Below are 12,651 nucleotides of genomic sequence, written 5' to 3'. Positions count from 1 at the left end.
TCATTCCGCCATTGCCCCGCGCGCGCCGCCGCGCCAGACTGCCCGCCGAACAGGACAGGACACCGCCATGCCCCTCGATCTCTGGCTGACCTTCGTCGCCGCCTCTGTCGCGCTGTTGCTGATCCCGGGCCCGACGGTGCTGCTGGTGCTGTCCTACGCGCTCTCCAAGGGCCGCTCGGTGGCGCTGGCCTCGGCGGCGGGCGTTGCGCTCGGCGATTTCACGGCCATGAGCCTGTCGCTCGCCGGGCTTGGTGCGTTGGTGCTGGCCTCGGCCACCGCCTTTACCGTGCTGAAGTGGATCGGCGCGCTCTACCTGGTCTGGATGGGGGTGAAACTGCTGCGCTCGGCCCCCGGTGCCGGGCTGGCGGTGCCCCGCGACGCGGTGAGCGCGCGCGGTGTCTTCGGTCATGCCGCGGCGGTGACCGCGCTCAACCCCAAGAGCATCGCCTTCTTCATCGCCTTCGTGCCGCAGTTCGTCGACGCCTCGGCGCCGCTCCTGCCGCAATTCGCGCTGCTGGTGGCCACCTTCGTCACCCTTGCGGCGCTCAACGTGCTGGCCTATGCGCTGGCCGCCGACCGGCTGCGCCGGCTGATCGGCCGCCCCTCGGTGCTCGCCTGGCTCACCCGCGCCGGAGGCGCGGCGCTGATCGCCATGGGCGCCCTCACCGCCACGCTGCGCCGCGCCGCCTGACCCTGCCGCGCGCGGCATCTGTCACAGGATCCTTCCGATGAAGCCTCCCAAGTCCATTCCCGATTACATCCGCACGATCCCCGACTACCCGCATGCAGGGATCCTGTTCCGCGACGTGACGCCGCTCTGCGCCGACCCGCAGGGGTTCCGTCTGGCGGTGGACCAGCTCACCCTGCCCTTCACCGGCCAGAAGATCGACAAGGTGATCGGACCCGAGGCGCGCGGCTTCCTGCTCGGCGGCGCGGTGGCGCACCAGCTCTCGGCAGGCTTCGCGGCGCTGCGCAAAGAGGGCAAGCTGCCGCCGCCGGTGATCGCGCAGAGCTACGCGCTGGAATACGGCGAGGCGGTGGTGGAGCTCTCGGAGCACGCCATCGCGCCCGGCGAGCAGGTGCTGCTGGTGGATGATCTCATCGCCACGGGCGGCACCGCCGAGGCGGCGGTGGCGCTCGTCGAGCGGCTTGGCGGCACCGTGGTCGGCGCCGCCTTCATCGTCGACCTGCCAGACCTCGGCGGCCGCAAGCGGCTCGAAGCGCTCGGTGGCAAGGTCCACGCGCTCTGCGCCTACGAAGGCCTCTGACCAATAAGACGCGGCGGTGCCTCTCGGCCCGCCGCGCTTATTCTCTTTGCTAGTACGCCGTAGGAAAACCCGGCCGTTAGGCCAGAGCGGACAGCGCCCCCCTTCCCGCAGAACTCAGGCGGCGTTGCTGTTGGCTGCCTTGCGGGGCGCGTTCGAGTTGCGGTCGATGAAGTCGAGCACCAGCGGCCGGATGTTGCTGCGCCAGCTGCGCCCGGCAAAGATGCCGTAATGGCCCGCTCCCGGCTCGAGGTGCCGGCCCTTCTTGCTGTCCGGCAGGCCGGTGCAGAGGTCGAGCGCGGCGACACATTGGCCCGGGGCCGAGATGTCATCGTTGGCGCCCTCGACGGTCATCACCGCCACGTCAGTGATCTTGCCGATGTCGACCTTGTGCCCGTCCACGATGAAATTGTTCGAGGCAATCTCACCGTTCTTGAAAATCCGCTCGACGGTCGAGAGATAGAACTCGGCGGTCATGTCCATCACCGCGAGATACTCGTCGTAGAAGCGGTTGTGCGCGTCGTAATCCGAGGCCTCTCCACGGGTGACGCGGAGGATCTGCTCGGAGAACGCCTTGGAGTGACGCTCGGCGTTCATCGACATGAAGGAGGCCAGCTGCAGCAGCCCCGGGTAGACCGCCCTTCCGACGCCCGCGTACTTGTACCCGACGCGCTGAATCATCGTCTCTTCGAGCTGGCCCATGGTCACGCGGTGGCCAAAATCGGTGACGTCGGTAGGGGTGGCATTGGGGTCGATCGGCCCGCCGATCAGCGTCATCGTGCGCGGCTGCGCGGCGGGCTCGAGTTCGGCGAGATAGGCGGTGGCCGCCAGCGTCAGCGGCGCCGGCTGGCAGACCGCGATGACATTGGTGTCCGGCCCAAGCGCGCGCATGAAGTCCATCAGGTAGAGGGTGTAGTCCTCGATATCGAACTTGCCCTCCGAGACCGGGATGTCGCGGGCGTTTTTCCAATCCGTGACGTAGAGCTCGCAATCGGGCAGCAGCGAGACGGCCGTGGAGCGCAGCAGCGTCGCGTAGTGGCCGGACATGGGCGCGACCAGCAGCACCTTTCGCTCCTTGGTCGGACGACCGACCACTTCGAAATGCACCAGGTCGCCAAACGCCTTTTCGACCACGGTGGTCGGTTCGACGACGTGGTCGCGGCCATCGTTGCAGGTCACCGTGCGGATGCCCCAGTCGGGCTTGACCACCATGCGCTCGAAGGTGCGCTCGGTCACCTCGCCCCAGGCGGCCATCAAGCCGATCATCGGATTGGGGATTGCCGCGAAGGCCGGATAGGAAGCCATGGTCCGCGCGGTGGCCCCGAGCCACTGGTTGGTGTTCCGGAAGGTTTCCATCAGATCGTAGGTCGCCATTTGACGCATGATGCGTGTCTCCTGAGATGCGGTCGCTCACAGCGTCCGGCCTTGCGCACCTCCCGTCACGCAATCACCGCCGATCCGGTCCCCGGACCAATTCGCCGCTTTGCCCCCCGCTCTGCCGCCGTTATTCTGCAACATGCCGAAAGTAGAGGGGATTCGACCTTATGACAACTACTCCGGGCACGGACGTCACGTCTGACCGCGCAAGACTCGAAGCAAACATTGAGAAGATCGAAGCCCTTTCTCAACGCCTTATGGAAGCAATTTCGCGACGTAAGCCGATCAATCCCGCGTTAAATGGCCCGGATCCGTTGCTCTACGGCAAGGCCGCGCAGGCCTACTGGATGGAGTGGATGCAAAATCCGGCCAAGGTCTACGAGCAGCAGGTGTCCTACTGGGGCAAGGCGCTCAGCCATTACCTCGAGGCGCAGGCGGCCCTGGCCGGTGGCCAACTGACGCCGCCCGAGGATACCGGCCCCCGAGACAAGCGGTTCGCGAACCCGCTGTGGGACAATCACCCCTATTTCAACTTCATCAAGCAGCAGTACCTGATCTCCGCCGATGCGATCCACCGGTCGATCGACGAGATCGACGATCTCGATCCCAAGGAAAAGAAGCGCCTGCGCTACTTCGCCCGGCAGATCGTCGACATGATGGCGCCGACCAACTTCTTCGCCACCAACCCCGACGCGCTGCAAAAGGCGCTCGAGACCGAGGGCGAAAGCTTGGTGAAGGGGATGGAGAACCTCGTCGCCGACCTCGAGGCCAACAACGGCGAGTTGGTGGTGCGTCTCGCCGACGAGAACGCCTTCAAGCTCGGCGAGAACATCGCCACCGCCGAGGGCGAGGTGGTCTACCGCAACCGCATGATGGAGCTGATCCAGTACAAGCCCACCACCGAGAAGGTGCGCGAGACCCCGATCGTGCTCTTCCCACCGTGGATCAACAAGTACTACATCCTCGATCTCAAGCCGCAGAACAGCCTGATCAGGTACATCGTTGACCAAGGATACACGCTCTTCGTGGTGAGCTGGGTCAATGCCGACGAGAGCTACAGCGACGTCGGCCTCGAGGAATACATCGAGGACGGCTTCTTGACCGCGATCCAGCAGGTCCGGGATATTTGCGGTGTCGCGCAGGTGAACGCGGTGGGTTACTGCATCGCCGGCACGACGCTCGCGCTCACCCTTGCCCTGCTCAAGCAGCGGGGCGACACCTCGGTGAAGTCGGCGACTTTCTTTACCACGCTCACCGATTTTTCCGATCAGGGCGAGTTCACCCCCTTCCTGCAAGACGATTTTGTCGATGGGATCGAGGCCGAGATCAACGCCAGCGGCATCCTGAAGAGCTTCATCATGTCGCGCACCTTCTCGTTCCTGCGCTCGACGGACCTGATCTACACGCCGGCGATCCGCAGCTACATGATGGGCGAGACGCCCCCGGCGTTCGACCTGCTCTACTGGAACGGCGACGGCGCGAACCTGCCGGGCAAGATGACGGTCCAGTACCTGCGCGGGCTCTGCCAGCAGAACCTCTTCTCTCGCGGCGACTTCGAAATCCTGGGGCACAGGCTCGACATCACCGACGTGGACGTCCCCCTGATGTCGATCGCCGCCGAGGGCGACCACATCGCCGCCTGGAAGGACTGCTATCGCGGCGTACAGAAGATGGGCTCGCGGTCGAAGACCTTCGTGCTGTCGGAATCTGGCCACATCGCCGGCATCGTGAACCCGCCGAGCAAGAACAAGTACGGCCACTACCTGAACCCCGACCTCAAGCTCTCGGCCGAGGATTGGCAGGCCGGCGCGGCCTTCCACGAAAAGCAATCGTGGTGGCCGGTCTGGGAGGCCTGGCTGCGCAAACGCTCGGGCAAACTGGTCCCCGCGCGCGCCCCTGGCGATTCGGCGCATCCCGCGCTCTGCCCCGCGCCCGGCGAATACGTGCGGGTAAAGGCCGCTTAACCTTGCGTCAATTCAGGACGTTGCACGATTTTTGCTGCGCTGCGGCAAAAAACCTTGAAATGCTGCACTGCAGCATTCATATTGTGTGTAGCCGATAGACAAAGCGCGGGGTGGGCCCGCCAGGCTGAATACGGGAATTTAAGGATGGCTAAGACTCAAGACTTCACCGCCATGATGAAGGACATGATGGGCGCGTTCCCCGTGGACACCAAGGCCATGGACGAAGCCTTCAAGACTTCTGCAACGCTGAACGAGAAACTCTCGGCGGTTGCGCTCGAAGCGGCCGGAAAGTCCACCGAGATCTCCGCCAAGTGGACCAAAGAAACGCTGGCGAAACTCTCCGACATGTCCAAGGTCAAGAAAGAGCCGGCCGACTATGCCAAGGCAATGACCGATTTCGCATCGGCGCAGGCCGAGGTCGCTGCCGAGAACATGGCCGCCTTCGCAGAGATCGCGAAGAAGGTGCAGATGGACACCGTCGAGCTGATGATGGCCGCTGGCAAGGACTTCTCCGAGGATGCCTCCGCGGCGGTCAAGAAGGCCACCGACGACATGACGGCAGCTGCCAAGAAGACCACCACGGCCGCCACGAAATAAGACGGATTTCGCCCCGGCCTCCCCGGGGCGAGCCGCTGTTGCGCCTTTCCTCTCCTCCCATGTATCCGGCGCAATGCGTGGGGCGGGCTCATCAGAGCCCGCCCTTTTTCTGTGCCGCGCCCGGATCCGCAGAGGACGCCAAAGAAAAACGCGGCCCCGGGGGGCCGCGTTCGGATAAGGCACTGGGACCGCGCCTCAGTCGACGATGGTCGCCTCGGTTGCCGCGCGCAGCTCGTCCTCGGTGACGCCCTCGGCAGTCTCGACGATCTTCAGACCGCCCTCGACCACGTCCAGCACGCCCAGGTTGGTGATGATCCGGTCAACCACGCCCTTGCCGGTCAGCGGCAGGGTGCATTCCTTGAGCAGCTTGCTCTCGCCGTGCTTGTTGGTGTGGTCCATGACGACGATGACGCGGCCAACGCCCGCCACCAGGTCCATGGCGCCGCCCATGCCCTTGACCAGCTTGCCCGGGATCATCCAGTTCGCCAGGTCACCGTTCTCGGCGACCTCCATGGCGCCGAGGATGGCCGCCGCGATCTTGCCGCCGCGGATCATCGCAAAGGACATGGAGCTGTCGAAATAAGAGGTCTTGGGCAGCTCGGTGATGGTCTGCTTGCCGGCGTTGATGAGATCCGGATCCTCTTCGCCCTCATAGGGGAAGGGGCCCATCCCCAGCATGCCGTTCTCGGACTGCAGCGTGATCTCCTTGTCGCCCACGTAGTTGGCGACAAGCGTCGGGATGCCGATCCCGAGGTTCACATACATGCCGTCTTCGAGTTCCTCGGCCGCACGCGCGGCCACCTGGTTACGATCCCAGGGCATTACACGTCCTCCCGCTTGCGCACGGTGCGCTGTTCGATCCGCTTCTCATGCTCGCCTTGGATGATGCGATGCACGAAGATGCCCGGCAGGTGGATGTGATCCGGGTCAAGCTCGCCCGGCTGCACGATCTCCTCGACCTCCATCACGCAGACCTTGCCGCACATGGCCGCCGGCGGGTTGAAGTTGCGCGCCGTCTTGCGGAACACGCAGTTGCCGGTGGTATCGGCCTTCCATGCCTTGACGATGGAAAGGTCGGCAAAAATGCCCTCTTCGAGCACGTATTCCTCGCCGCCGAAGACCTTGGTCTCCTTGCCCTCGGCCACCACGGTGCCGACACCGGTCTTGGTGTAGAAACCCGGGATGCCCGCGCCGGCGGCGCGCATACGCTCGGCGAGCGTGCCCTGCGGGTTGAACTCGAGCTCGAGCTCGCCCGACAGGTACTGGCGCATGAACTCGGCGTTCTCGCCCACGTAGGAGCTCATCATCTTCTTGATCTGCTTGGTGTCGAGCAGCTTGCCAAGGCCGAAGCCGTCGACGCCGCAGTTGTTCGACGCGATCGTCAGATCCTTGACGCCGCTCTCGACCATGGCGTCGATCAGCAGCTCGGGGATGCCGCAAAGGCCAAAGCCGCCCGCCGCGATGGTCATCCCGTCGAAGAGCAGCCCGTCCAGCGCCTCTGCGGCGGAGCCGTAAACTTTCTTCATTCCGTCCTCCCGAAAGAAAGAGTCTGCGAGACTTGTCACCCGCGGGACCCGCAGAGTCAACGAAGCCTCCCCCGCCGTTCGCGGGGTTCGCGCCAAGTCACTTTCGCATGCGCAGCAAACTGGCGCCGCGATGCAGCATTCCCAAGATTGGCAGGCAAGGGCAAGCCCTTTTCTTCTAGGCGGAAATGTCCCCGTTCGGGGCGCAGGGGCGCAGGGGCGCAACGCCGGACGTGCAACGGCCCGCGCCAACGGGGGCGCGGGCCGATCCGCCGAGCCTAATCTGGGCGCGCTCAGTCGTCGCCCGATTTCGCCGCAGTCTTCTTCGCCGGCGTCTTCTTCGCGGTTGTCTTTTTCGCCGTGGTCTTCTTGGTGGTCGTCTTCTTCGCCGCAGCCTTTTTCGGGGCGGCTTTCTTCTTTCCGGACTTCGCGGCCTTCTCGGCGATCCACTCGAGCGCCTGTTCCATGGTGACGCTCTCGGGGTCCGTATCCTTGGGCAGGGTGGCGTTCACCTTTTCCCATTTCACGTAGGGCCCGTAGCGCCCGTCGAAGATGGCAATCTTGCCGCCGTCCGGGTGATCGCCCAGCTCTTTCAGCGCCTTGGCCGCCGCACGGCCGCGCCCGCCCGGGTTGGCGCGCTTCTCGGCCAGCATCTCGACCGCGCGGTTCATGCCGATCTCGAAGACATCCGCCGGGTCCTTGAGGTTGACGTAGGTCGGCTTCGCGTCGTCGGGCAGCTGGTGCATAATGTAGGGGCCGAAGCGCCCGAAGTTGCTCGACACCGTGCCGCCCTCGGGGTGCTCGCCCACTTCGCGCGGCAGCGAGAGCAGCACAAGCGCCTTCTCCAGCGTCATCTCGTCCTTGGACCAGCCGCGCGGCAATGAGGCCCGCGGCGGCTTTTTGTTCTCGGGGGTCGGCTCGCCGCGCTGCACGTAGGGGCCGAAGCGCCCGGCCTTGAGCCAGATCTCGTCGCCCTGATCCTCGCCAAGCAGCCGCTCGTCGCCCTCGGCCCCCTCGCCCGCGATCGGGCGGGTGTAGGTGCATTCGGGGTAGTTGCCGCAGCCGACAAAGCCGCCGGTGCGCGAGGTCTTGAGATGCAGCTGGCCGGTGCCGCACTTGGGGCAGACCCGCGGATCGGAGCCGTCCTCGCGCGGCGGGTAGAGCTGCGGCGCCAACGCATCGTCGAGCACGTCCAGCACCTCGGAGATCCGCAGCTCGGAGGTCTCGGAGATCGCCGCCGAGAAGTCGCGCCAGAACTTGCCCAGCAGCGCCTTCCAGTCCATCTCGCCCGCCGAGACCTCGTCGAGCTCGTTCTCAAGCTCGGCGGTGAACTCGTAGCCCACGTACTTGCGGAAGAAGTTGAGCAGGAAGATCGTGACGATCCGGCCCTTGTCCTCGGGAATCAGGCGGTTCTGCTCTTTCTTGACGTATTCGCGGTCCTGGATGGTGGTGATCACCGACGCATAGGTCGAGGGCCGCCCGATGCCGAGCTCCTCCATCCGCTTGACCAGCGTCGCCTCGGTGTAGCGCGGCGGCGGCTGGGTAAAGCTCTGAGTGCCCAGCACGGCACTGTTGTCCGACAGGATCGACGACACGCCGGAGGCGGCGGTGGCGCGTTCGGCAGCTTTCTCGTGCTGCGCCTTGAGGCCCGACTTGGCAAAAGCAGCATTCTCGCCCTGCATGATCTGCGGCAGGCGCTTGTCGTCGTCATCCGCGACATCATCGCGGCCCTCTTCGTAGATCTTCAGGAAGCCGTCGAAGACGATGACCTGGCCGGTGGCGCGCAGGCCGACCTGCTGGTCGTCCGAGCCGATCTCGACCGTGGTGCGCTCGAGCTTCGCGGCCTCCATCTGGCAGGCGAGCGTGCGCTTCCAGATCAGGTCGTAGAGCTTGCGTTGGTCGTCCTCGCGCAGCTTCAGATCGCCCGCGTCCTTCGTCATGTCGGTGGGTCGGATGCACTCGTGCGCTTCCTGCGCGTTCTTGGCCTTGTTCTTGTAGATGCGCGGGCTGCCCGGCACGTAGTTTTTGCCGAAACGATCGGCGATGGCCTCGCGGCAGGCGGTGACTGCCTCGGGGGCCATGTCGATGCCGTCGGTCCGCATGTAGGTGATGTGCCCCGCCTCGTAGAGCCGCTGCGCCGCGTTCATGCAGGCGCGCGCACCCATGCCGAACTTGCGGCTCGCCTCCTGCTGCAGGGTCGAGGTCATGAAGGGCGCCGAGGGGTTGCGCGTGCTGGGCCGCGCCTCGACCGAGAGGATCTTCAGCGCGCGCTTGGCCACGGCCTGAACCGCCATCTCGGCCTGGGTGGCGTTCTCGAGATCGTAGCGGTCGAGCTTCTTGCCGGCGAGCGTGGTCAGCCGGGCCTCGAAGTCCTGCCCGCGCGGCGTCGAGAGCAGCGCCTTGACCTGCCAGTATTCGCGCGGGTTGAACGCCTCGATCTCCATCTCGCGCTCGACGATGAGCCGCAGGCAGACCGATTGCACCCGGCCCGCCGAGCGCGCGCCCGGCAGCTTGCGCCAGAGCACCGGCGAGAGGTTGAAGCCGACAAGGTAGTCGAGCGCCCGGCGGGCGAGATAGGCCTCGACCAGCGGCGCGTCGATCTCGCGCGGGTTCTGCATCGCCTCGGTGACGGCGGCCTTGGTGATCGCGTTGAAGGTCACCCGGCTCACAGCCGTGTCCTTCTTGATCGAGCGGCGCTTGGTCAGCGCCTCCTTCAGGTGCCAAGAAATCGCTTCGCCCTCGCGATCGGGGTCGGTCGCGAGAATGAGCGCGTTGTCGTTTTTCAGCGCTTCGGCGATGGCGGCGACGTGCTTGCGCGAGTCGCTGCCGATCTCCCAGGTCATGTCGAAGTCGTGCTCCGTGTCGACCGATCCATCCTTGGCCGGCAGGTCGCGCACGTGACCGTAGGAGGCGAGCACCGTGTAGTCGGATCCCAGATACTTGTTGATTGTCTTGGCCTTGGCCGGGGATTCGACGACGACGACGGGCATTAATGAGACCTCATTGCAACGCTGTGCTCAAAACGGCTTGCCTGCCGCTATGGCGGCGCAACATGTGGGACGCAAGGGGGAAATGTCAATGTGGGCCGCTCGCGGGCCCCTTGCAACGTAGGCAGATTGCCGCGATTTGGCGCGGAATCCGGGATCAGGAGGGGCGGCTGAGCAGCCCGCCGGGACGGCGTTCAAGCCGGCCCTCGAGCTCCAGATCGGTGAGCGCCGGGGCGATCTGCCCGACCGCGCCGCCAAGGTCGCGGATCACCTGATCCTCGGGCACCGGCACTGGTCCGAGCCGGTCGAGGATGCGCTGATGCAGTGCCAGCGTCTCGGCCCGGCTGCGGCGCTCGGGCGGCGGCGCAGGAATCTCTTCGATCACCTCCACGAGGTCGGGTGGCTCCGGCCGGGCCAGCGCTTCGATCACGTCTTCGGCATGGCGCACCAGCTGGGCGCCGTCCCGCAAGAGCAGGTTGCAGCCCCCGGCCCGCCCGTCGAGCGGATGGCCCGGCACCGCCAGGACCTCGCGCCCCTGGTCGAGCGCGCAGCGCGCGGTGATCAGCGAGCCGGACTTCACCGCCGCCTCGACCACCACGACACCCCGGGCCATGCCCGAGACGATGCGATTGCGGGTCGGGAAATGCCGGGCCTGCGGCTGCACGCCCATGGGCTGCTCGGACAGCAGCACGCCGCGCGCCCGAATCTCGGCGGCAAGCATCTCGTTTTCCTTGGGATAAATGACGTCGACGCCGCCAGCCATGACCGCCGCCGTGCCGCCTCCGCCCCCGGCACCCTCCAGCGCTGCGCGGTGCGCCTCGGCGTCGATGCCGCGCGCCAGACCCGACACCACGAGCCAGCCAGCTTCAGCAAGCCCGCGCGCCAGCAATCGCGCCGTGCGGGCGCCGAGCGACGAGGCATTGCGTGCGCCCACCAGCGCAACGGTGGGGCGGCGCAGCAACGGCCCCTGCCCGATCACCCAAAGCAGCGGCGGCGCATCCTCCAGCTCGGCAAGCGCGGGCGGGTAGTCTGGCGCGCCGCGAAACACCAATCGGGCCCCGGCACGCGTGCCGGCCTCGAGCTCGGCCAGGACCACGCCCGCGGGACAGGTCCTGTAGTCCTCGACACCGGCCTCGGCCGCCACCGCCGGCAGCGCCGCCAGCCCCGCCGCGGCCGTCCCATGTTCCGACAGCAGCCGCCAGAAGGTCGATGGCCCCACTCGGCGCGAGCGCAAGAGACGGAGCCAGTCCAGCCGGTCGGCTTCCGTGGTGGGTGGGAGTGGGGGGTGGTTGGAAGTCTGTCTGGGCCCGGTCATCCTGATCCCGCCTCTTGCGAGATCCTCTCTACCCGATGACTGGTTAAGCAAGCATGAAGCGCCGCGCTCCACGGCGTCCGCCCTTTCGTCCTGGGCCAAGCGTTCCGGGGAGCGCGAGGGGCAGCAGCGCCCCTCGCCTCGGGCCCTGCCCCGCGCCCGCTGCGCGGCGCCGGGCCTCAGCTGCCGGCACCGCCCACGGTCAGCCCGCCGATCATCACGGTCGGCTGGCCCACGCCCACCGGCACCCATTGCCCCTGCTTGCCGCAATTGCCCATACCCGGGTCGAGCGCCATGTCATTCCCCAGCGCCCGCACGTGCTGCAGCGCGGTCGCCCCGTCGCCGATGAGCGTCGCGCCCTTGACCGGGGCGCCGACCTTGCCGTTCTTCACCCGGTAGGCCTCGGTGCAGGAGAAGACGAACTTGCCGTTGGTGATGTCCACCTGGCCGCCGCCGAAGCCCACCGCCCAGATGCCGTCCTTGAGGTCCGCCACGATGTCCTGCGGGTCGGCGGCACCGCCTTCCATGATCGTGTTGGTCATCCGCGGCATGGGCGCATGGGCATAGCTCTCGCGGCGACCGTTGCCGGTGGCCGCGACCCCCATCAGCCGGGCGTTCTGCCGGTCCTGCATGTAGCCCACGAGGATGCCGTCCTCGATCAGCACGTTGCGCGCCGAGGGCGTCCCCTCGTCGTCCACCGAGATCGAACCGCGGCGATCCGGCAGAGTGCCGTCGTCGACCACCGTAACGCCCGGTGCCGCAACGCGCTGGCCCATCAGGCCGGCAAAAGCCGAGCTGCCCTTGCGGTTGAAGTCGCCTTCGAGCCCGTGGCCCACCGCCTCGTGCAGAAGGATGCCCGGCCAGCCCGGCCCGAGCACGATGTCCATGACCCCGGCGGGCGCATCCTCGGCCCGCAGGTTGACGAGCGCCACGCGCAGCGCCTCGCGCGCCTGCGCCTGCCAGGCCGACGGCTCCAGCAGCCCGTCCAGCAGGTAGCGCCCGCCGCCCGAGGCCGCCCCCTGCTCGCGCCGGCCGTTCTCCTCGACGATGACGGACACGGTGACGCGCGTCATCGGCCGCACGTCCGAGACCAGCCCGCCCTCGGGCCGCAGGATCGCGACCTCTTGGCACGACGCGGCGATGGTGGCCGTCACCTGCACCACCCGCGGATCGAGGTCGCGGGCAAAGGCGTCGATCTCGCGCAGCGTGTCGAGCTTGACCGAGAAGCTGTGCCCCGCAATCGGATCGGCGTCGGTGTAGAGTTTGCGGTTGGTGCCCGCGGGCGGCGGGGCGAGCACGCCGCCGCCATCGCCCACCGCCAACCGCGCGGTTTCCACGGCGCGGGTGATCGCCTGTTCAGAGATCTCGGTGGAATGGGCGTAGCCCGCCACCTCGCCACGCACCGCGCGCAGGCCGAATCCCTCGGAGGCGTCGTAGCTGGCGGTCCTGATTCGCCCGTCGTCGAGCACCAAAGCCTCGCCGCGGCGGCGTTCGAGGAACAATTCGCCGTCATCCGCCCCCGCGACAGCATTACGCAGCTGCCCCAGTGTGCGGTCCAGATCGAGGGCCGTTTCAAAGGGCCGGAAGGGGCTTTCGCTCATGGGATTGTCCTTTTAGATTTGATCT

The 12,651-nt window shown here is 66.6% G+C and carries 10 protein-coding genes; 4 read left to right on the top strand and 6 right to left on the bottom strand.

Going from position 1 to position 12,651, the window contains the following annotated elements; genetic code table 11:
- Nucleotides 1-67 precede the first annotated feature (67 nt).
- Both G0Q01_RS24940 and G0Q01_RS24935 read left to right on the top strand, forming a co-directional pair.
- On the top strand, nt 68-691 hold the full coding sequence (locus G0Q01_RS24940) for a LysE family translocator (protein WP_164188891.1): 624 nt from the start codon (nt 68-70) through the stop codon (nt 689-691).
- 37 nt (nt 692-728) lie between these two features.
- The gene (locus G0Q01_RS24935) at nt 729-1,268 is read left to right on the top strand and encodes an adenine phosphoribosyltransferase (RefSeq protein ID WP_164188889.1); all 540 of its coding nucleotides are present in this window, start codon (nt 729-731) and stop codon (nt 1,266-1,268) included.
- Between the two features lie 114 nt (nt 1,269-1,382).
- Here G0Q01_RS24935 and phaZ read toward each other — a convergent pair whose 3' ends face one another.
- Nucleotides 1,383-2,648: a polyhydroxyalkanoate depolymerase gene (gene phaZ, locus G0Q01_RS24930; protein ID WP_108966639.1), complete on the bottom strand. Its 1,266-nt coding sequence runs from the start codon at nt 2,646-2,648 to the stop codon at nt 1,383-1,385.
- A 161-nt stretch (nt 2,649-2,809) separates the two neighbouring features.
- On the opposite strand from phaZ, the gene G0Q01_RS24925 reads away from it, so the two are divergent.
- Complete coding sequence (locus G0Q01_RS24925; RefSeq protein WP_164188885.1) at nt 2,810-4,606, top strand: alpha/beta hydrolase; 1,797 nt, start codon at nt 2,810-2,812, stop codon at nt 4,604-4,606.
- A gap of 144 nt (nt 4,607-4,750) precedes the next feature.
- Complete coding sequence (locus G0Q01_RS24920) at nt 4,751-5,203, top strand: phasin, PhaP (protein WP_164188883.1); 453 nt, start codon at nt 4,751-4,753, stop codon at nt 5,201-5,203.
- A gap of 195 nt (nt 5,204-5,398) precedes the next feature.
- On the opposite strand, the gene G0Q01_RS24915 is transcribed toward G0Q01_RS24920, so the two are convergent.
- The 5 genes from G0Q01_RS24915 to tldD form a co-directional block, all read right to left on the bottom strand.
- Nucleotides 5,399-6,025, bottom strand: coding sequence for a CoA transferase subunit B (locus G0Q01_RS24915; RefSeq protein WP_164213954.1), 627 nt, complete (start codon nt 6,023-6,025; stop codon nt 5,399-5,401).
- Nucleotides 6,025-6,729, bottom strand: a complete 705-nt coding sequence (locus G0Q01_RS24910) for a CoA transferase subunit A (RefSeq protein WP_108966646.1) — start codon at nt 6,727-6,729, stop codon at nt 6,025-6,027. Before G0Q01_RS24910 ends, G0Q01_RS24915 begins: the two co-directional genes overlap by 1 nt.
- A 290-nt stretch (nt 6,730-7,019) precedes the next feature.
- Nucleotides 7,020-9,716: a type I DNA topoisomerase gene (gene topA / locus G0Q01_RS24905; protein WP_164188881.1), complete on the bottom strand. Its 2,697-nt coding sequence runs from the start codon at nt 9,714-9,716 to the stop codon at nt 7,020-7,022.
- Between the two features lie 154 nt (nt 9,717-9,870).
- A complete protein-coding gene (gene dprA / locus G0Q01_RS24900; RefSeq protein ID WP_164213953.1) occupies nt 9,871-11,028 on the bottom strand; it encodes a DNA-processing protein DprA in 1,158 nt (385 codons plus the stop codon).
- 176 nt (nt 11,029-11,204) lie between these two features.
- Complete coding sequence (tldD, locus tag G0Q01_RS24895) at nt 11,205-12,626, bottom strand: metalloprotease TldD (protein ID WP_164188877.1); 1,422 nt, start codon at nt 12,624-12,626, stop codon at nt 11,205-11,207.
- Nucleotides 12,627-12,651: the final 25 nt, after the last annotated feature.

Origin of the sequence: Salipiger sp. PrR007, from assembly GCF_010499845.1 — a bacterium.
GTDB lineage: Bacteria > Pseudomonadota > Alphaproteobacteria > Rhodobacterales > Rhodobacteraceae > Salipiger > Salipiger pacificus_A.
The sequence above is the reverse complement of the archived record's forward strand: the minus strand, read 5'-3'. Positions and strand labels throughout refer to the sequence as shown.